Source organism: Streptomyces sp. NPDC005263 (assembly GCF_042872365.1).
In the GTDB taxonomy this organism is placed as follows: domain Bacteria; phylum Actinomycetota; class Actinomycetes; order Streptomycetales; family Streptomycetaceae; genus Streptomyces.
Genome location: NZ_JBIAKJ010000007.1, coordinates 259,605 through 279,565 on the forward strand (window position 1 = coordinate 259,605; position 19,961 = coordinate 279,565).

Here is a 19,961-nt window from a genome sequence, read left to right on the forward strand (position 1 = left end):
GGGATGGAAACCCCACGAAGTTGGGTAAAAACACTGTGGCGGCGCCACAGTTCATGATTCCCTCTAAAACGCCAAAGCGGCCCTCGGACCTCCCGCGGAACCCTCCCTGACACTCCGACTGGGCCGTGGCCGCATTCCGGGTGTCGACCTGGGTGCGCCGGACCCACACCTCCCTTTCTTTGCGTGCTAGCGGAGCCGATCCATGCTCACGACCCTGAACACCTCCTACACCGACACGCAGGCGGCCGATCTCGCCTGGGCCCTGGGGCGCGAGCCGCTTCCCGCACTGGCCACGCTCGACCTCGAACTGTCCGGGTCCACGCTCCAGTTGAGACTCCTCGGCGCATCCCACCAGGTGCTTCTGGAAGAGGCACGGGGCACCTGTTCGGAGACCGTGGCATGCATCCCGGGCAGCAGCACACCCCTCCCGCTGGGCGTGGCCAAGCGCGTCGGCGAATGGGAGTACGAGTTCGCCGCCCGCGTCGAGGTCCTCTCACCGGTCCAGTTCGCGGCGCGCGCCCAGGAGTTGCTGGCCCTGGTCGCCGACCACCCCAACGGCCTCGCGGGCGTCTTCCCCGGCAGCCCGCACGCCTTCACCGCGTTGCTGGCCCACCGTCACGAGGGCCAGGTGCACTGGCGTACCTGGCACGCGTACCCGCAGGACGGCCAGTTGGTGGCCACCCGGACGAAGGTCGGGGCCCGGGTGACGGCGGCTCAGACCGTCCCTCGGCAGAGTCGTCTCAGCCCGTCCGGCGTCTGAGCCCCGACGGTCAACCGGGAGCCCGCTCAAACACCGGGCGCCCGGTTGACCCGGAGTTTCACACGTGTGGGTGACGAAGCGTGCCGTTTCTGTGACGTAACGTCTCAGCGTGATCGAACCGCACGCGCCCGCCCCGCCCGGCACCAGGCCGCCCAGGGCAGGCCCCGCGCGGCTGCCCGTCCGCCCGGACACCGGCAGGTTCTTCGTCCTCGCCTGCGTCTTCGTCTGTGCGGCCTGCGGGCTGGTGTACGAACTCGAACTCGTCGCCCTGGCCTCGTATCTGATCGGCGACTCGGTCACCCAGGCCTCCGTCGTCCTGTCCGTGATGGTCTTCGCGATGGGCATCGGCTCGCTCGCCGCGAAGCGCCTGCGCTGGCACGCGGCGGCCGCGTTCGGCGCCTTGGAGGCCGCGCTCGCCCTGGTCGGCGGATGCAGCGCGATGGCCCTGTACGCGGTGTTCGCCTGGACCGGCGCCTGGGGCGGCCTGTGGGCGAGCGGCCCGCGCTGTCTCCTGGTCGCCTTCTCCCTCGCCATCGGCCTGCTGATCGGCGCCGAAGTCCCCCTCCTCATGGAGTTGATCCAGCGCATCCGCCGCCAGGACGCGGGCGGCGCGGTCGCCGACCTGTTCGCCGCGGACTACGTCGGTGCCCTGGTCGGCGGCCTGGCCTTCCCCTTCCTGCTGCTGCCGCGCCTGGGCCAGCTGACCGGCGCCCTGCTCACCGGCACGGTCAACGCGGTCGCCGGCGCCGTGCTCGTCCTCGGTCTGTTCCGCCGCGACCTGACCTGCCGGGCCCGCTGCCTGCTCCTGGCGGCCAACCTCGCCGTCCTCGCCCTGCTGGCCACGGCCGCCGTACTCGTCGACGACTTCGAACGGGCCGCACGGCAGGCGGTGTACGGCGACGACGTACGGGTGGCGGTGCAGACGGACATCCAGGAGGTCGTCCTCACCGGCGGCACCGACGGCCGTCCCGTCGGCCTCTTTCTCGACGGCCGGCTCCGGGTCAGCGGCCGGGACGAACACCGCTACCACGAGGCGCTGGTGCACCCCGCGATGAACGGCCCGCACGCCCGCGTACTCGTCCTCGGCGGCGGCGACGGACTGGCCGCGCGGGAGGCGCTGCGCTACCCCGACGTACGCCGTGTCGACATCGTCGAGATCGACGCGGACGTCGTCCGGCTGGCCCGTCAGGACCCGGCGCTGGCGCGGCTCAACGGCCATGTGTACGGCGACGCGCGCGTCCGTGTGCGCACGGCGGACGCCTTCGGCTGGCTGCGCCGGGCGCCCTCGGCGGCGTACGACGTGGTGATCGCGGACCTGCCCGACCCGGGCATCACCGCGAGCACGAAGCTGTACTCGCGGGAGTTCTACGACCTCGCGCGCCGCGTCCTGGCCGACGACGGCCGACTGGTGGTGCACGCCGGGCCGGTCGCCTCCCGCCGCCGGGTGTTCTGGACGGTGGACACGACGGTCCGGGCGGCCGGACTGCACACCGTGCCCTACCGCGTCGGTGGCCGTGACTCCGGCTTCACCGCGGGCCCCGACCGCACGGCCGGCCCGGAACGGGCCCCGCGCGACTGGGGTTTCGTCCTCGCGTCCGCCGCGCCCCGACCGCCCCTGCGGCTCGCCCCCGACGGACCGCGCCCGCGCACCCTGACCCAGGCGTCCCTGACGGCGGACGCGCGGTCCGCGGCGGGGACGAGGATCACGGGGCTGCCGGCGTCGACGCTGGTGCATCCGAGGTACTGACGTCCGGCGCCACGTCCCGCGCGGCAAGGCGCGGTCGCTTTGGGCCAAAGAAGGTGCACGACGGCGCCTACTGGGTAGAGTCCGCTGATATGGAGCATGAGGTGTTCGTTCCGGTTCCGGCCGAGCGGCTCAGGGAGGCACTGGCCGACCCCGCGCGGGTCGCCCGGGCGGTTCCGGGGCTCCAGCAGGACGCCGGCGCCGAGCCCGTCACCGGGCGGCTGAAGGTGCGCGTCGGCAGTCACTCCATCACCTACCGCGGCTCGCTGCGGATCTCCGGGCGGGACGACGGTTCGTACGCCGTCGAGGGCGACGCGACCGAGGCTCGCGGCACCGGCACGGTGAAGCTGACGCTCACGATCACCGTGCGGGACGCGGACGGCGGCTGCACGGTGACCTTCTCGGGGACCGCCGCCGCGGACGGCCGGGTCACGGAACTGCCGCCGGACGCGGTCGCCTCGGCCGCCACCCGTCTGCTCAGCCGGTTCGCGGAGCACCTGGGCGCCGTGGAGGGCCCGGGGGAGACGCCGGGCGGGCAGGAGCCCGAGGATCCCCAGGCCGCCGAGCTTCCCACCCCGCCCACCCCACCCACCCCTCCGGAGGTCCCCCCGTCGTCCCTCCCCGAGCGCTTCGAGGACGCCGGTGGACCGCCCGCCGAGGCGGCACACGCGCGCCGGACGATGATCGGTCGCAGCGCGGAGGAGGTCGACCACGCGCCGCCGCGCGGCCGCTACGCCCCCGTTCCGGCCCCGCAGACGATCTCCCCCAACCAGACCCTCCGCTGGGCCGCGCCGATGGCCGCGGCGGCGCTGGCCTCGGCGATCGTCGTGACCAGAGTGCTGCGCAAACGCCGGTGACCGCCCCCTTGATCACCCCAGTAGGGTCGTCCCGTGAGTAACGAAGACATCACGCTGACCGCGGGCGACGCGGAAGTGACCGTGCAGCCGGGCAATGGTGGCCGTATCGGAGGGCTCCGGGTCGACGGGGTCGAGCTCCTGAGGCAGGGCGAGCGCTTCGGCTGCTTCCCGATGGTCCCCTGGTGCGGCCGGACCAGGGACGGCCGGTTCAGGGACGGCGGCTCCGTCCACCAGATGCCGCTCAACTCCCCGCCGCACGCCATCCACGGCACCGCCCGCGACGGTGCCTGGCGCACCGCCCGCGTCACCGACGACGAGGCGGTCATCACGTACGACCTGGTCGAGCCCTGGCCCTACCCGGGCCGGGTCACACAGGTGGTCGGCCTGACCGGGGACGCGCTGACCCTGACCATGGCCGTGGAGACGTACGACTCCTCCTTCCCGGCCCAGATCGGCTGGCACCCCTGGTTCAACCGGAACCTGGGGCGGGAGGACGTCACGCTCGACTTCTCGGCCGCCTGGCAGGAGGAGCGCGGCGACGACCACCTGCCGACCGGCAACCGTCTCGACCCGAAGCCCGGCCCCTGGGACGACTGCTTCGGCATGCCGGACGGCGTCGACGTCACGCTGACATGGCCGGGGTGGCTGGAGCTGCGGGTCACCAGCCCCGAACAGTGGGTCGTCGTGTACGACGAGCAGGAGGCGGCCGTGTGCGTGGAGCCGCAGACCGGACCGCCCGACGGACTGAACACTCTGCCGCGACTGGTCACACCGCTGGAGCCGCTCGAAGCCACCACCACGTGGACGTGGCGTCGCCTCTGAGGGCCCCTAAGCTGACAGGCATGACTGACGTTCGCGGCGCGCTGCTGCAGCAGATCAAGGACAAGGCCGTCGTGCACGGCAAGGTGACCCTGTCGTCGGGTCTGGAGGCCGACTACTACGTCGACCTGCGACGCATCACCCTCGACGGCGAGGCCGCCCCGCTGGTGGGACAGGTGCTGCTGGACGTGACCGCCGACCTGGAGTTCGACGCGGTGGGCGGGCTGACCATGGGCGCCGACCCGGTGGCCGGTGCCATGCTGCACGCGGCCGCCGCCCGTGGCCGGAAGCTGGACGCCTTCGTCGTACGCAAGGCGGCCAAGGCGCACGGGCTGCAGCGCCGGGTGGAGGGGCCGGAGATCGCGGGCCGCCGGGTCCTGGTCGTCGAGGACACCTCCACCACCGGTGGCTCCCCGCTCGCCGCCGTCGAGGCCGTGCGCGAGGCGGGTGCCGAGGTCGTCGCCGTCGCCACCATCGTCGACCGGGCGACCGGCGCCGCCGAGAAGATCCAGGAGGGTGCGGGTGTGCCGTACCTCTTCGCCTACTCCAAGGACGACTTGGGCCTGGACTGAGGTGTCCACAGGTGCCGGGTTATCCACACCTTGGACACCTGGGAGGGCCCATCCGGTCAAGTCTGGAAAGATGGGGCCGACGATGACGTCACCCCCAAGGTCTAGGTCAGGGCCGTAGGACGCAGAACGCCAACCGCACATACCAAGGAGCGGACAGATGCCCATCGCAACCCCCGAGGTCTACAACGAGATGCTCGACCGGGCGAAGGCAGGCAAGTTCGCCTACCCGGCCATCAACGTGACCTCGACCCAGACCCTGCACGCTGCGCTGCGCGGCTTCGCGGAGGCCGAGAGCGACGGCATCATCCAGATCTCCACGGGTGGCGCCGAGTTCCTGGGCGGTCAGTACAGCAAGGACATGGTGACGGGCGCGGTCGCGCTCGCCGAGTTCGCCCACATCGTCGCCGAGAAGTACCCGGTCACGGTCGCCCTGCACACGGACCACTGCCCCAAGGACAAGCTCGACACGTACGTCCGGCCGCTGATCGCGATCTCCGAGAAGCGCGTCCAGGCCGGTCTGGGCCCGCTGTTCCAGTCCCACATGTGGGACGGTTCCGCGGAGACCCTGGCGGACAACCTGGCCATCGCGCAGGAGCTGCTGGAGAAGGCCCGCGCCGCCAAGATCATCCTCGAGGTGGAGATCACCCCGACCGGCGGCGAGGAGGACGGCGTCTCGCACGAGATCAACGACTCCCTGTACACGACGGTCGACGACGCGGTGCGTACGGCCGAGGCGCTGGGCCTGGGTGAGAAGGGCCGCTACCTGCTGGCCGCCTCCTTCGGCAACGTCCACGGCGTGTACAAGCCGGGCAACGTGGTGCTGCGTCCCGAGCTCCTGAAGCAGCTGAACGACGGTGTGGCCGCGAAGTACGGCAAGCCGGCCGGCTCCCAGCCGTTCGACTTCGTCTTCCACGGCGGCTCCGGCTCCTCCGCGGAGGAGATCGCCACCGCGCTGGAGAACGGCGTGGTCAAGATGAACATCGACACCGACACCCAGTACGCCTTCACGCGTCCGGTCGCCGACCACATGTTCCGCAACTACGACGGTGTCCTGAAGGTCGACGGCGAGGTCGGCTCCAAGAAGACCTACGACCCCCGCACCTGGGGCAAGCTGGCGGAGGCGGGCATGGCCGCGCGTGTCGTCGAGGCGACGCAGAACCTGCGCTCGGCGGGCACGAAGATCAAGTAGCTCTTTCCTTTCCTTCACGGCGCCTTCTGCGGCGGCCGATTATGGCGGCCTTTTACGGCGGCTTGAGGTGAGCCCGGTGCCACGGCACCGGGCTCGCTGTATACCTGGGGCATGCCCGATGTCCGGCTGGCCTCCCCGCAGGGCAAGTGGATCCTGCTCACCACCGTCCTCGGCTCCAGCATGGCGCTGCTGGACTCGACCGTCGTCAACGTCGCCCTGCCCCGCATCGGCCGTGACCTCGACGCCGACCTCGCCGCCCTCCAGTGGACGATCAACGCGTACACACTGACGCTGGCCGGGCTGATCCTGCTCGGCGGCTCCCTGGGCGACCGCCTCGGACGCCGCAAGGTCTTCGTCGTCGGTGTCGTCTGGTTCGCCGCGGCTTCCCTGCTGTGCGGCATGGCCCCGAACGTCGGGGTGCTGGTCGCCGCCCGTGCCCTGCAAGGGGTCGGCGGCGCACTCCTCACCCCCGGCTCCCTCGCCCTCATCCAGGCCTCCTTCCACCCCGACGACCGGGGGCGCGCCGTCGGCCTGTGGTCGGGGTTCGGCGGGGTCGGGGCGGCCGTCGGACCGTTCGTCGGGGGCTGGCTGGTCGACGGGCCCGGCTGGCGGTGGGTGTTCCTGCTCAACGTGCCGCTGGCGCTGCTGTGCGCCCCGATCGCCGTACGGCATGTTCCCGAGTCGGCGGACAGCCGTACCCACGGCCGCTTCGACGTGCTCGGCGCGGTCCTCGGCGCGGCGGCGCTCGCGCTGGTCACGTACGCGCTGATCGAGGCCCGCTCGGGAACCCTGGTCGTCGTGGTCTCGGCCGTCGCCGGTCTGGCCGCCGCGGTGGCGTTCGTGAACGTCGAGAAGCGCCGACCCGATCCGATGATGCCGCTCGACATCTATGCGTCCCGCCAGTTCACCGCGGTCAACCTGGTCACGCTGTGCGTGTACGCGGCCTTCGGCGGGTTCTTCTTCCTCGCCGCGCTCCAGCTCCAGGTGACGGTCGGCTACACGGCCCTCGGCGCCGGTACGGCCCTGCTGCCGACGACCGCCCTGATGCTGCTGCTGTCCGCGCGCTCCGGTGAGCTGGCGACCCGGATCGGGCCGCGGATCCCGCTGACGGTGGGGCCGCTGCTGTGCGCCGCCGGGATGCTGCTGATGCTGCGGGTCGGGCCGGGGGCCTCGTACGTCACCGATGTGCTGCCCGCGCTGCTGGTGCTGGGGCTGGGGATGGTGACCCTGGTCGCTCCGCTCACGGCGACCGTCCTCGGGTCCGTGGACACCGCGCGGGCCGGGCTGGCCAGCGGCATCAACAACGCGGCGGCCCGGGCGGCGGGGCTGATCGCGGTGGCCGCGCTGCCGCTGATCACCGGGATGGGGGAGGAGTCGTACCGGTCGCCGCAGGCCTTCGACGCCGCGTTCGGGCGGGCCATGGTGGTGTGCGCGGCGGTGCTGGCGGTCGGGTCGGCGGTGGCCTTCGCGAAGGTACGGAAGCCCCCGCCGGGCTGCCGTACGCCGGAGTGCCTGACGCACGGGTCCGTGACGGCGCCGCCGCTGGAGGGGGAGCGGGCTCGGGGGCGGTTGTCGTAGGGGGCTGGGGCTGAGGCTTGGACGGTGGTCGTAGGGGGACGGGCGACGACGGTGGCGGTCCACGGAGTACGGCGGCGGGCTGTCGCGCCCCGGATGGAGGAGACTTGTCCCATGTCCATTCACGAGAACCTTCTCGGGGGCCCGCCCCCGACCCACCTCCCCGACGACCCCGAGCCGCGGGAGCTGCTCGCCGGCGGTACCGCACCCACCGATGTGGCCGCGAAGTACCCGACCTCCTCGCTGGCCTGGGCCCAGCTGGCCGACGAGGCCTACGAGCGGGGCAGTGTCGTGGAGTCGTACGCCTATGCCCGTACGGGCTACCACCGCGGCCTGGACGCGTTGCGCCGCAGCGGCTGGAAGGGCCACGGGCCGGTCCCCTGGGAGCACGAGCCGAACCGGGGCTTCCTGCGTGCCCTGCACGCCCTCGCCCGCGCCGCGCAGGCGATCGGCGAGCAGGAGGAGTACGAGCGCTGCTCCCAGTTCCTGAAGGACTCCTCCCCGGCGGCCGCCCAGACCCTGGGCTGAGTCGTCCTCCCTTCCGGGCCCGCCTGCGTGATCAGGCGGGCCTTGCCTTTTCGGCGGACCATCGAAGAAGATGCCCGGCGGGGACCGGGGCCCCCGTGTCGGTAACGGCAGGGGCGGACCGCTACCCGGAGTACACAACAGGAGACAGCGATGTCCCACGAGGCTCAGGAAACGCAGGAGCCCGAGACCCCGCATCTCGACTTCCACGGCACGACCCCGTACGAGGACTACGTACAGGCGGACGTGCTCACCCACCTCCAGCACACCCTCTCCGACGATCCCGGAGAGATGGTCTTCCTGGTCACGACCCAGGTGATGGAGTTGTGGTTCACCGTCATCGTCCACGAGTGGGAGACCGCGTCGCGGGCCCTGCGCGAGGACGACGTACCGGTGGCGGTCGCCGCGCTGAAGCGTTCGGTACGGGAGCTGGAGGCGCTGAACGCCTCCTGGCGGCCGCTCGGACAGCTCACCCCGGCCCAGTTCAACGCGTACCGCAGCGCCCTCGGGGAAGGCTCCGGCTTCCAGTCGGCGATGTACCGCCGGATGGAGTTCCTGCTCGGCGAGAAGTCCGCCTCCATGCTGGTCCCGCACCGCAGCGCGCCCCGGGTGCACGCGGAGCTGGAGAAGGCACTGCACGAGCCGAGCCTGTACGACGAGGTGCTGCGGCTGCTGGCCCGGCGCGGGCACGCCGTGCCCGGGGAGGTGCTGCGGCGTGACGTCTCACAGCGGTACGAGCCGTCCGACCAGGTCGAGGCCGTCTGGACGGCCCTCTACTCCGGTGACGAGAGCGACGAACTCGCCCGCCTCGGCGAGGCCTTGACCGACGTGGCCGAGCTGGTGTGGCGCTGGCGCAACGACCACCTGGTCGCCACCCGCCGCGCGATGGGCTCCAAGGCCGGCACGGGCGGCTCCGCCGGGGTCGCCTGGCTGGAGAAGCGCGCCCGGAAGAACGTGTTCCCGGAGCTGTGGACGGCGCGCTCCCATGTCTGAACTCCCCTTGTCTGAAATCGGCGTCAAGGCACGTGAGTTGGACGCCGGTGACGAACTGGCGGGGGTGCGTGCGCGGTTCGTCCTGGACGAGGCCGTGTACCTGGACGGGAACTCGCTCGGCGCGCTGCCGACGGCCGTCCCCGGGCGCGTCGAGGATGTCGTACGGCGGCAGTGGGGCGAGCTGCGCATCCGTTCCTGGGAGGAGAGCGGCTGGTGGACCGCGCCCGAGCGGATCGGCGACCGGATCGCCCCGCTGGTCGGCGCGGCGGCCGGACAGATCGTGGTCGGCGACTCCACGAGTGTCAACGTGTTCAAGGCACTTGTGGGGGCGGTGCGGCTGGCGCGGCTCGCCGACGGGGGCGGGGGCGACGGTCGCGACGGTCGTGACGAGATCGTCGTCGACGCGACCACGTTTCCGACCGACGGGTACATCGCCGGGTCGGCGGCCCGGATGACGGGCTGCACCCTGCGCCCGGTGACACCGGCGGAGATCCCGGGGGTGTTGGGCGACCGTACCGCCGCCGTGCTGCTGAACCACGTCGACTACCGCACCGGCCGGCTGCACGACCTGCCCGGTCTGACGGCCGCCGTGCACGCGGCGGGCGCGATCGCCGTCTGGGACCTGTGCCACAGCGCGGGCGCCCTGCCGGTCGGGCTCGACGAGCACGGGGTCGATCTGGCGGTGGGCTGCACCTACAAGTATCTGAACGGGGGCCCGGGTGCACCGGCGTACCTGTACGTACGCGGCGACCTGCAGGACCGTTTCGACTCCCCGCTGCCCGGCTGGAACTCGCACGCCGACCCCTTCGGCATGCGTCCGGACTACACACCGGCCGCCGGCGCCCCGCGTGGACGCGTCGGCACGCCCGACATCCTCTCCATGCTCGCCCTGGAGGCGGCCCTCGAGGTGTGGGACGGCGTCTCGATCGAGAGCGTCCGCACCAAGTCCCTCGCGCTGACGGACTTCTTCCTGGAGTGCGTGGCCCGGTACGTTCCGGCGGGCCGCGTGGAGTCGCTGACTCCGGTGCCCCACGGGGAGCGGGGCAGCCAGGTCGCGCTGCGCTGCGCGGACGCCGGCCAGGTCATGGAGCGGCTGATCCACCAGGGCGTCGTCGGGGACTTCCGGCACCCGGACGTGCTGCGCTTCGGGTTCACACCGCTGTACGTCGGGTTCGCGGATGTGGAGCGGGCGGCGGGGGTGCTTGCGGGGATCCTGGGGGGCGGGGGCGGCTGACGGGACTACTTGGGCCTGCCCAGGTCTACCGGCTGTTTCCGTGCGGCGGGACGGCGGGACGGCGGTACCCGGTACTGCGGTACTGCGGTACCGCGCACGACCGTACGGACACAGCCGGTACGTCTTCCGGGACGCACGGTGTCGGACGCGGCGGACATAATGGTCGGCATGGTGCAACGGGCCGGTCTCCCGGGCGGGCGGCCCCTTCGGCGCGACGCGGAAGTAGGACCGTCCGAGCCTCACCGAGCGTGACATCCCCGTGTCCGTGCACGTCATGGGCCTGATACCGTCCCCGCCAACGGCCGAATTCTCTCCTGGGGATCTTTCCCGGTCCGTCACATACGTTTCGCCGCTGAGAGGTTGGAGCATGCCGGACGACGCCGCAGCTCGCGATGGAGAAGCTGCCCGTGCCGCAGCCGAAGAGGAGTCGGCCTGCTCGCACCCGGCGGTCGACCCCGACACCACCGCGGCGTACGGCGATCACCCCGACCAGGTGATCGACTTCTACGCCCCGCACGAGGGAGTGGGTCCGGGCGGTCCGGTGCCGCTGGTCGTCGTGCTGCACGGAGGCGCCTGGCGGGCGCCGTACGACCGCCGCCACATCTCCCCGTTCGCGGACTACCTGGCGCGTCGGGGGTTCGGCGTGGCGAGCGTGGAGTACCGGCGCGGGGGCGACAGTGCGGAGGATCCGCGCGGAGGTGCGGGCGAGGAAGACGCGCGTGGGGGTGGGAACGAGGGCGAGGCCGGGCCGGTCGCGGGCCGCTGGCCGGACACCTTCGACGACGTCGCCGCCGCGCTGGACGCGCTGCCCGCCCTGGCCCGGGCGTCCCTCCCGCAGACCGACCCGCGCCGCATGGTGGTCACCGGCCACTCGGCGGGCGGCCACCTCGCCCTGTGGGCGGCGGCCCGGCACCTCCTGCCCGCCGACGCCCCGTGGCGCATCGACCGTCCGGCCCCGCTGCGGGGCGTGGTCGCGCTCGCCCCGATCGCCGACTTCGCGGTCGCGGACAAGCTGGACGTGTGCGGTGGCGCCTGCCGCCAACTGCTGGGCGGCGACGCGCAGTTCACCGAACGCCGCCCCTACGCCGACCCGGCGCTCCTGCTCCCCACCGGCATCGCGACGACCATCGTCCAGGGCCGCGCGGACGAGGTCGTCCCGGAGGCGGTCGCCGAGGCGTACGCCGACGCGGCGGCGAAGGCGGGCGAGGTCGTAGGCATGACGATGCTGGCGGACGTCGGCCACTTCCCGCTGATCGACCCGGCCGCCGACGCGTGCGCGGTGGTGGCGGAGGAGATCGCGCAGTTGGCGTGGTGACCTGCGCGGGTGCCGTGGTCCGGCCCGGTGCCCTCGCCGGGCTAATCCCTGACCCGTCCCGGTCCCGGTCCCGGTCGTACCCGTAGTACTTGAGAGCTACCTCGCAGGTGAGCTCCCGGGCGTGACGCGGACGACGAGCACGGATCCGTAACTTCCCTTCCATACAAGCCCGATGACCGGGCGGACTGGAAGGAACGCGACGGTGGGGCTTGGTTCGCGGGCAGGGGCAGGGGCAGGGGCAGGGGCAGGGGCAGGGGCAGGGGCACGAGACGGGGTCGGGGGCGGGCGCCGTGCGCAGAGGTGGCGGCGTGGTCTTCTCGCCGTCCTCGTCACCGCGGCCGTCGTGGTTCCCCTCTCCGGCGCCGCCCGACCCGCGATCCCCGCGCCTGCTCCCGCCGCCCTGGGCAAGGTGACGGCGACCACCCTGGAGGACGCGTACGCGGCGAACCGGGCCAACGCCGAGCGGGCGTCCCGGATGGCCGACGCCCACGACGACAGGGCGCGCGCCGCGACGGACCGTGCGATGGCCGCACTCTCCCGTCACTTCCTCACCTTCGACGGCCGCGGTGCCGGTCGTACGGCGGAGGTCCTCGGCGACCTGGCGCACGCCGACCGCGTCGCGGTCCTGGTCCCCGGCTCCGACACCTCACTCGACACCTACGACCGCTTCCGCGCGACGGCCACCCACCTGCGGACGGAGCTGAACCGACAGACCGCGGAGAGCACGGCTACCAGGACCAGGACCAGGACCAGGACCGGGACCGCTACCGGGACCGGGACGGGGACCGGGCACCGCACCGCGGTCGTGGCCTGGCTCGGTTACGAGACACCGGCCACCGTCAGCCTCACCGTCGCCACCAGCGGCCGCGCCGAACAAGCCGCCCCGCGGCTGCGGGAGTTCATACGGCAACTGCGCGGCATCGTCGGGGAGAAGGCCCGGCTGTCCCTGCTGTGCCACTCGTACGGCTCGGTGGTCTGCGGGCGTGCCGCCGCCGGCCTGGACGTGGACGACATCGCCCTGGTCGGCAGCCCCGGCACCGGCGCCGACACCGCGGCCGGCCTGCGCACCCGGGCCCGGGTATGGGCGGCCCGCGGCGCCGACGACTGGGTGGGCGAGGTGCCGCACGTCAAAACCGACCTGTTCGGCACCACCGTCGGCTTCGGCACCGACCCGACCTCCCCGTCGTTCGGGGCCCGCGTCTTCGCCGCAGGCGACGGCGGTCACAGCGACTACTTCGCACCCGGATCGGTCTCGCTGACCAACCTGGCCCGGATCGTCCTCGGAGCGGCCTCGGAGGTCACCCGTGCCTGAGACGAAGACCCCGCACCGCGTGTGGGCGCGCATACGACAGGGCGCCGACCGGGTCGACGCGGCCACCCCCGCCGAGCGGGACCGCGCCGTCGACGCGCTGCGCGCCCTCGCGATACTCGGCGTGGTGCTCGGGCACTGGCTGGTGACCGCCCTGGTCTCCCACGGTGGTCGACTGCGCACCGCGAGCCCGCTCCAGCACATGCCCTGGCTGGCCCCGATCTCCTGGGCCTTCCAGACACTCGCCGTGTTCTTCCTGGTGGGCGGTCATGTGGCGACCCGCGGCTACACCTCGGCCCGCGCCCGCGGCACGACGTACGGCCAGTGGCTGGCGGCCCGGCTGGCCCGCCTGCTCAGGCCCGTCACGGCCGTCCTCACCCTGTGGACGGTGACGGCGACCGCCCTCCTCCTGACGGGCGCCGAGTTCGGGACCGTGCGCACGCTGGTGAAGCTGGCGCTGTCCCCGCTGTGGTTCCTGCTGGTCTTCGCCGTCCTCACCGCGGCGACCCCGCTCGTGCGACGGCTCAACCCGCTCTGGCCGCTGGCCGTCGTTCTCCATGTGGACCTTCTGCGCTTCGGTCTCGGCGGCCCGTCCTGGCTCGGCTGGGTGAACGTGGCGGCGGGCTGGCTGGTGCCCTACACCCTGGGCGCGGCCTGGACGCGGGGCGAGTTGGACAGTCGTCGCGCGGGCGGGCTGCTGCTGGCGGGCGGCGCGGTGACGACGGCGCTGCTGGTCGCGTTCGCCGGCTACCCGGCGTCGATGGTCGGCGTGCCCGGCGCCGAGGTCTCCAACCTGTATCCGCCGACGCTGGCCGTGGTCACCTTCGGTGTCGCCCAGTGCGGCCTGGCCCTGCTCCTGCGCGACCGACTGCGCCGGACCATGCGGCGCCCGATGGTCTGGGCGGCGGTGGCGCTGGTCAACCTCTCCGCGATGACGATATTCCTCTGGCACCAGACGGCCCTCATGGCCACCACGGCCACCGGACTCCTGGTCGGCCGGCTGCCCGGCCTGCACACCGCCCCCGACGGCCTGGACTGGGTCGCGGCCCGCCTGGCCTGGCTGCCGGTGCTGACCCTGGCGCTTGCGGTGTGTTGGACGGCGTTCCGCCATCACGAGCAGGGCGGCCGCCGGCGTTCCGCGTACCCAGGTCGCTCGCGGGTGGTCCGCCTGCACCGGACGTCCCCACGCGCGGGGGCGCGTCATGTCTAGGCTGGATCGCGTGACCGAGGGGGTGGAGCACATGCTCCGGCGGTATGTCCTGCGTTGGTTGCGTGTGCTCCGCGACGATCTGCTCACTGTCCGGGCGCACCCGCTGCCGCCCTCCGTATGGGTGCGCTGGCTGCCGCACGGGTTGCTCTGCGTCGTTGCGTTCGGGGTCACGTTGGGGGCCGTGGCGCAGCTCGCGGACAACGGGGGAGTGGGCACGCAGCTCGCCTTCCTGCTCGGGCTCGCCCAGGGCGGTGCGGTGTTGTTCGCGCTGTGGCGGCCCGTCCCCGCCTGGTTGCTCGCCACGGCGGCCATGGTCGGCGGCGCGGTCGAGGTGCGCCGACAGCTGCTGGCCGGTGGCGCCCACGACTTCACCTGGCCCTGGACGGCGGCCGGGATCATCGGGCAGATGGCCGTGCTGCTGCTGCTCGCGCTGCGCGTGCCCACCCGGGTGTCCATCGAGGCGCTCGGTGTGACCACGCTTCTCACCTACGCGATACAGGGCCTGTGGGGCGCCGCCGACTACCAGCCCACCGGGGTGCTCGCGGTCATCCTGTTCGCGGTCGTCGTCGTGCTCGGCATCGCGGTGCGTGGCCGCCGCGAGGCACGCGCGGAACTCGGCCGGCAGACCACGATGACCGCCGAGGAGCGAGCGCGGCGCACCCTGCTGGAGGAGCGCAACCGCATCGCTCGCGAACTGCACGACGTGGTGGCCCACCACATGTCCGTCATCTCGATCCAGGCACAGGTCGCCCCGCACCTCGTCGAGAACCCGCCGGACGAACTCAAGGAGAATCTCGCCGGCATCCGGCAGAACGCGCTGGACGCGCTGACCGAGTTGCGCCGGGTCCTGGGTGTGCTGCGCGCGGAGCACCCCGACCGGCCGGGGCTGCCCGACCAGGCCGACACCGACACCGCCCCGCACGCCCCGCAGCCCACCCTGGACCGGCTCCCCGCGCTGGTGGAGAACACCCGGGCCGCCGGTCTGACCGTGACTCTCGACGTCGTCGGCAAACGGCGGGTCCTGCCGCCCGGCGTGGAGTTGTCGGTGTACCGGATCGTCCAGGAGGCACTGAGCAACGTACTGCGCCACGCGCCCGGCGCGACCGCCCGCGTCCGCCTCGACTACGCGGCGACGGGCGTGACCGTGAGAGTGGTCAACTCGCCGCCCACCAGGCCCGCGCCGCCGTCGCAGGGCGCCGGGCACGGGCTGCTCGGCATGCGGGAGCGGGCCACCATGCTCGGCGGCGCCGTGTTCGCGGAGCCCAGGGGACGCGACGGCAGTTACGAGGTGTTCGCGTTCATCCCGGTGGCCACCCTCGCCGACGGCCTGGCCTACGCTCACCGGGCGCCCGGTGCGACGGAAGCCTCTCCCCACGAGGCACGGGGCTACATCGTGTACGTGGACCCGGCCACCGACCCGAAGGGCGACACCGTATGACGAGCGGCACCATCCGCGTAGTGATCGCGGACGACCAGCAGATGGTCCGGCAGGGCTTCACGGTGCTGCTGAACACCCAGCCCGACATCGAGGTGATCGGCCAGGCGGTCGACGGCCTGGACGCGATCGCCCAGGTCGCCGAACTCGCCCCGGACGTCGTCCTCATGGACATCCGGATGCCGGAACTCGGCGGCATCGAGGCGACCCGCCGGATCACCGTCGAACGGCCCGGCATCAGAGTGCTGGTGCTCACCACCTTCGACCTCGACGAGTACGTGTACGAGGCGCTCAGAGCCGGCGCGTCCGGGTTCCTGCTGAAGGACGCGTCCGCGGACCAACTCGCGGAGGCGGTACGGGTGGTGGCGGCCGGCGACGCACTGCTCGCGCCGGGCATCACCCGGCGGCTGATCGCCGAGTTCTCCCGCCTGGGCGACCGGCCCCGCGCCCCGCTCAAGGAACGCGTCGGAGGTCTGACCGAACGGGAGACGGAGGTGCTGGCGCTGATCGCGCGGGGCCTGTCCAACGCGGAGATCGCCGAGAGTCTGGTGGTCGCCGAGCAGACGGTGAAGACGCACGTGGGCCGCATCCTGGTGAAGCTGAACCTGCGCGACCGCACACAGGCGGCGGTGTTCGCGTACGAGTCGGGACTGGTGCGTCCCGCCGGGTACTGAACGCTGACCTGCGCCGGCGACCCCGCGCCGGTGAGGGCAGCCGGTGTTCGTAGTACCTGAGAGGGACCCCGAAGGACCCCTCTCACTGGTGACGACCGCGACCCCGTCCTCCACCTACCGTTCTGTATGTGACCGAGACGACCCAGACGCACCCCACGCCGCAGGGCGGAACCAGAGCACGCAGCCCTGAGTACCGGCTGGCCGCGGACGCCCTGCGCGGCCTGCGACAGGAGCTGTTCACCGACGCCTTCGCGTACGACCCGCTGCCCCGTATGCGCGTCGACGGCCCCGTGACCAGGCGGCTGCCGGGCCGCCTGCGGGACTACGCGGCCTGGACCCCGCACGCCGTGGTGGCGTTCGCCGGACTGCTGGCGGCGATCATCGCCGCCTCCGCCTCCGCGGCCGACGGCAGCGGAGCCCTTGGCGGGCTGACCGCGTTGCTGGCCCTGTTCCCGATCCTGCTGGTGCTGCTGCGTCCGACCGGCGCGTTCTGGATCTCGATCGCGGTCACCCCGTTCGCCGCGGTGCTCGGCAACAGCTACGACGACTGGCCGTGGCCGGCCGGCAGCTTCGTCTCCCACCTGGTCGTCCTGACGGTCGCCGCCGTCCGGACCGGGCCCCGCACGGCTGCCTGGATGTGGATCATGACCGGGGCCTACGGCATCGGGTTGGAGTTCATCCTCGGCGCAGGCCACTACTCCTCGAACACCGGGCCCATGCTGGTCGTCTCCGCGCTGATCCTCCTCGTCGTCGCCGTCTGGCACACCCGCCGGACGGCCGAGAAGGAGGTGACGGCCCAGCAGACCGTGACCGAACACGAGCGTTCCCGTCGCACCCTGCTGGAGGAGCGCACGACGATCGCCCGCGAGCTGCACGACGTGGTCGCGCACCACATGTCCGTCGTCGCCATCCAGGCGGAGGCCGCCCCCTACCGGGTGGAGAACCCGCCGCCGGAGCTGGAGCGGGCCTTCGTCACGATCAGGGAGAACGCGGTGGCGGCCCTCACCGAACTGCGCCGGGTGCTGGGCGTGGTCCGCGCCGAGGACTACGAGGCCCCGGACGCCCCGCAACCCACCCTCGCCGACCTGGACCTGCTGCTCGCCAATGTGCGGGACACGGGACTGAGCGTCGACAAGACGGTGACCGGAGCGGTGCGCGAACTGCCGCAGGGCGTGGAGCTGTCGGCGTACCGGATCGTGCAGGAGGCGCTGAGCAACAGCCTGCGGCACGCGCCGGGGGCCGGCGCCCGGGTGGAGATCGGGTACGTCCTTGGCGGGCTGGGCCTGCGGATAGTCAACGGCCCGCCGCCCGAGCCGTCCCTGGTGAAGCCCTCTCCCGGAGCGGGGCACGGCATCACCGGTATGCGGGAGCGGGTCTCCATGCTGAACGGCGAGATGACGGCGGGCCCGTCGGAGGACGGAGGCTATGAGGTGACGGTGTTCCTGCCGGTGGCCTCGGTGACCCCGGTGAGCGAGGGTGACGCATGACCATCCGCGTCCTGATCGCGGACGATCAGATGATGGTCCGTGAGGGCTTCTCGGTCCTGCTGAACGCGATGCCGGACATCGAGGTCGTCGGCGAGGCGGTCAACGGACGGGAGGCGGTCGACCGGGTCCGTGAACTCGCCCCGGACGTGGTGCTGATGGACATCCGCATGCCCGAGCTGAACGGCATAGAGGCGACCCGGGAGATAGTCGCCGCGGACGGCGCGACGAAGGTGCTGGTGCTGACCACCTTCGACCTGGACGAGTACGTGTACCAGGCGCTCCGGGCGGGAGCCTCCGGCTTCCTGCTCAAGGACGCCTCGGCCCGTCAACTCGCGGACGCGGTACGGGTGGTGGCGTCCGGGGAGGCCCTGCTGGCGCCCTCGGTGACCAGGCGGCTGATCACCGAGTTCTCCAAGCTGTCCGCCGCCCCACGTCTCGCGCCCTCCGCGCAGGCGGCCTACGGCGACCTGACCGAACGGGAGACGGAGGTGCTGGTGCAGATCGCGCAGGGCCTGTCGAACTCGGAGATAGCGGAGCGGCTGGTGGTGGCCGAGTCGACCATCAAGACGCATGTGAGCCGGATCCTGGTGAAGCTGGGCCTGCGGGACCGTACCCAGGCGGCGGTGTTCGCGTACGAGGCCAGGCTGGTCACTCCGGGCTGAGGAGGACCCGCCGCTCGTGGGCCTCGTCGGCGCCGCCGAGTCGACACCCCTGGTCAGACGGTGGGACGGCGGGCTAGCGTCCGGGCATGGCAGCTGCTTTTGACCTCGCGTTCGACCCCTGGGACCCGGCGTTCCTCGCTCACCCGTACCCGGGCTACGCACACCTGCGGGAGCGTGGCCGCGTGCTGTACTACGAGCCCACCGATCAGTGGCTGGTGTCGCACCACGCGGACGTCTCGGCGCTGTTGCGGGACCGTCGGCTGGGGCGGACGTATCAGCACCGGTTCACGCACGAGGACTTCGGGCGGACGGCGCCGCCGCCGGAGCACGAGCCGTTCCACACGCTCAACGACCACGGCATGCTCGACCTGGAGCCGCCGGACCACACCCGGATCCGGCGGCTGGTGTCGAAGGCGTTCACCCCGCGGACGGTGGAGCGGCTGCGGCCGTATGTGCACGGGCTCGCCGGTGAGCTGGTGTCCGCGCTGGTGGAGGCCGGCGGCGGTGATCTGCTGGCGGACGTGGCGGAACCGCTGCCGGTCGCGGTGATCGCGGAGATGCTGGGGATCCCGGAGGCGGACCGGGCACCGCTGCGGCCCTGGTCGGCGGACATCTGCGGGATGTACGAGCTGAACCCGTCGAGCGGGACGGCGGCGAGAGCGGTCAGGGCGTCCGTCGAGTTCTCGGACTACCTGCGGGACCTGATCGCCGCGCGCCGTAAGGAGCCCGGCGACGACCTCATCTCGGGGCTGATCGCGGCGCACGACGAGGGCGACCGTCTGACCGAGCAGGAGATGATCTCCACCGCCGTGCTGCTGCTGAACGCCGGCCACGAGGCGACGGTCAACGCCACGGTGAACGGCTGGTGGGCCCTGTTCCGCAACCCCGACCAGCTCGCCGCCCTCCGCGCCGACCACCGTCTGGTCCCGTCCGCCGTGGAGGAGCTGATGCGTTACGACACCCCGCTGCAGCTCTTCGAACGCTGGGTGCTGGACGACATCGAGATCGACGGCACGGTGATTCCCCGGGGCGCCGAGATCGCCATGCTCTTCGGGTCCGCCAACCACGACCCGGCGGTCTTCCATGACCCCGAGCGGCTCGATCTGACCCGGGAGGACAACCCGCACATCTCCTTCAGCGCGGGCATCCACTACTGCATCGGCGCCCCCTTGGCCCGCATCGAGTTCGCGGCCTCCATGACGGCACTCCTGGAGAAGGCCCCCACGCTGAGCCTGGCGGCGGAGCCGCAGCGGAAACCGAACTTCGTGATCCGGGGCCTGGAGAGCCTACCGGTGGTCGTCTGAGGCGCCCCTTCTGCCGCCCAGCGCCCGTGCGAGCAGGGCGTGGACGAGGGCCGGCAGGGCGGCTCCCGCGAGGAACACCAGGGGAAGCTCGGTGAACAGGACACTCAGGTCCATGCCCTCGTTCTCGAAGCCCTTGCCGAGGTGGACGCGGGTGCGGGCGGAGGAGAGCCACAGCCCTGTCGCCGTCACCGCGCCCACCATCGACAGCAGACAGCCACCGCACCCCATGGCATTCCGGTTCATGCCCAGGAGGACGCGTGCCGCCCCCACCCGGTTCGCACGCACGCCCGACAACAC

Annotated in this window: 19 protein-coding genes; 18 read left to right on the plus strand and 1 reads right to left on the minus strand. The window is 72.3% G+C overall.

The genetic code is table 11. From position 1 onward, the window contains the following. The first annotated feature begins 202 nt into the window (after positions 1-202). From ACFYRY_RS29770 to ACFYRY_RS29855, 18 genes are all read left to right on the plus strand, one after another. Positions 203-760 carry a DUF2617 family protein gene (locus ACFYRY_RS29770; protein ID WP_356768002.1) on the plus strand — a complete coding sequence of 186 codons (558 nt, stop codon included), beginning with the start codon at positions 203-205 and terminating at the stop codon, positions 758-760. A 109-nt stretch (positions 761-869) separates the two neighbouring features. After that, a complete protein-coding gene (locus ACFYRY_RS29775; protein WP_389152227.1) occupies positions 870-2,507 on the plus strand; it encodes a polyamine aminopropyltransferase in 1,638 nt (545 codons plus the stop codon). A gap of 89 nt (positions 2,508-2,596) precedes the next feature. Further along, on the plus strand, positions 2,597-3,361 hold the full coding sequence (locus tag ACFYRY_RS29780) for an SRPBCC family protein (protein ID WP_389152229.1): 765 nt from the start codon (positions 2,597-2,599) through the stop codon (positions 3,359-3,361). Between the two features lie 33 nt (positions 3,362-3,394). After that, positions 3,395-4,183 carry an aldose 1-epimerase gene (locus tag ACFYRY_RS29785; protein WP_389152232.1) on the plus strand — a complete coding sequence of 263 codons (789 nt, stop codon included), beginning with the start codon at positions 3,395-3,397 and terminating at the stop codon, positions 4,181-4,183. Positions 4,184-4,203: 20 nt separating this feature from the next. Continuing rightward, positions 4,204-4,752: an orotate phosphoribosyltransferase gene (pyrE, locus tag ACFYRY_RS29790; RefSeq protein ID WP_389152235.1), complete on the plus strand. Its 549-nt coding sequence runs from the start codon at positions 4,204-4,206 to the stop codon at positions 4,750-4,752. A gap of 157 nt (positions 4,753-4,909) precedes the next feature. Then, positions 4,910-5,941, plus strand: coding sequence for a class II fructose-bisphosphate aldolase (gene fbaA / locus ACFYRY_RS29795; RefSeq protein ID WP_389152238.1), 1,032 nt, complete (start codon positions 4,910-4,912; stop codon positions 5,939-5,941). Between the two features lie 111 nt (positions 5,942-6,052). After that, positions 6,053-7,519 carry an MFS transporter gene (locus ACFYRY_RS29800; RefSeq protein ID WP_389152241.1) on the plus strand — a complete coding sequence of 489 codons (1,467 nt, stop codon included), beginning with the start codon at positions 6,053-6,055 and terminating at the stop codon, positions 7,517-7,519. A 111-nt stretch (positions 7,520-7,630) separates the two neighbouring features. Next, positions 7,631-8,044, plus strand: a complete 414-nt coding sequence (locus ACFYRY_RS29805; RefSeq protein ID WP_389152244.1) for a DUF3151 domain-containing protein — start codon at positions 7,631-7,633, stop codon at positions 8,042-8,044. Between the two features lie 150 nt (positions 8,045-8,194). Beyond that, entirely contained in the window at positions 8,195-9,034 is an 840-nt protein-coding gene (locus ACFYRY_RS29810) for a tryptophan 2,3-dioxygenase family protein (RefSeq protein ID WP_389152246.1), read from the plus strand. Then, positions 9,027-10,268, plus strand: coding sequence for a kynureninase (gene kynU / locus ACFYRY_RS29815; RefSeq protein ID WP_389152249.1), 1,242 nt, complete (start codon positions 9,027-9,029; stop codon positions 10,266-10,268). Before ACFYRY_RS29810 ends, kynU begins: the two co-directional genes overlap by 8 nt. A gap of 367 nt (positions 10,269-10,635) precedes the next feature. Beyond that, on the plus strand, positions 10,636-11,583 hold the full coding sequence (locus tag ACFYRY_RS29820; RefSeq protein WP_389152252.1) for an alpha/beta hydrolase family protein: 948 nt from the start codon (positions 10,636-10,638) through the stop codon (positions 11,581-11,583). Between the two features lie 343 nt (positions 11,584-11,926). Further along, a complete protein-coding gene (locus ACFYRY_RS29825; protein ID WP_389152255.1) occupies positions 11,927-12,895 on the plus strand; it encodes an alpha/beta hydrolase in 969 nt (322 codons plus the stop codon). Then, positions 12,888-14,102: an acyltransferase gene (locus tag ACFYRY_RS29830; protein ID WP_389152258.1), complete on the plus strand. Its 1,215-nt coding sequence runs from the start codon at positions 12,888-12,890 to the stop codon at positions 14,100-14,102. The genes ACFYRY_RS29825 and ACFYRY_RS29830 overlap by 8 nt, the downstream gene beginning before the upstream one ends. Next, positions 14,095-15,540, plus strand: coding sequence for a sensor histidine kinase (locus tag ACFYRY_RS29835; RefSeq protein WP_389152261.1), 1,446 nt, complete (start codon positions 14,095-14,097; stop codon positions 15,538-15,540). The genes ACFYRY_RS29830 and ACFYRY_RS29835 overlap by 8 nt, the downstream gene beginning before the upstream one ends. Next, entirely contained in the window at positions 15,537-16,211 is a 675-nt protein-coding gene (locus tag ACFYRY_RS29840) for a response regulator (protein WP_389152264.1), read from the plus strand. Before ACFYRY_RS29835 ends, ACFYRY_RS29840 begins: the two co-directional genes overlap by 4 nt. A gap of 128 nt (positions 16,212-16,339) precedes the next feature. Then, positions 16,340-17,698 (plus strand): sensor histidine kinase, encoded by a 1,359-nt coding sequence (locus tag ACFYRY_RS29845; RefSeq protein ID WP_389152266.1) that lies wholly within the window; start codon positions 16,340-16,342, stop codon positions 17,696-17,698. After that, a complete protein-coding gene (locus tag ACFYRY_RS29850; protein WP_356768031.1) occupies positions 17,695-18,360 on the plus strand; it encodes a response regulator transcription factor in 666 nt (221 codons plus the stop codon). The genes ACFYRY_RS29845 and ACFYRY_RS29850 overlap by 4 nt, the downstream gene beginning before the upstream one ends. A gap of 86 nt (positions 18,361-18,446) precedes the next feature. Then, on the plus strand, positions 18,447-19,664 hold the full coding sequence (locus ACFYRY_RS29855; RefSeq protein ID WP_389152268.1) for a cytochrome P450: 1,218 nt from the start codon (positions 18,447-18,449) through the stop codon (positions 19,662-19,664). Here the strand turns inward: ACFYRY_RS29855 and ACFYRY_RS29860 are convergent. Then, complete coding sequence (locus ACFYRY_RS29860) at positions 19,647-19,907, minus strand: hypothetical protein (RefSeq protein ID WP_389152270.1); 261 nt, start codon at positions 19,905-19,907, stop codon at positions 19,647-19,649. The genes ACFYRY_RS29855 and ACFYRY_RS29860 overlap by 18 nt on opposite strands. Positions 19,908-19,961 lie beyond the last annotated feature (54 nt).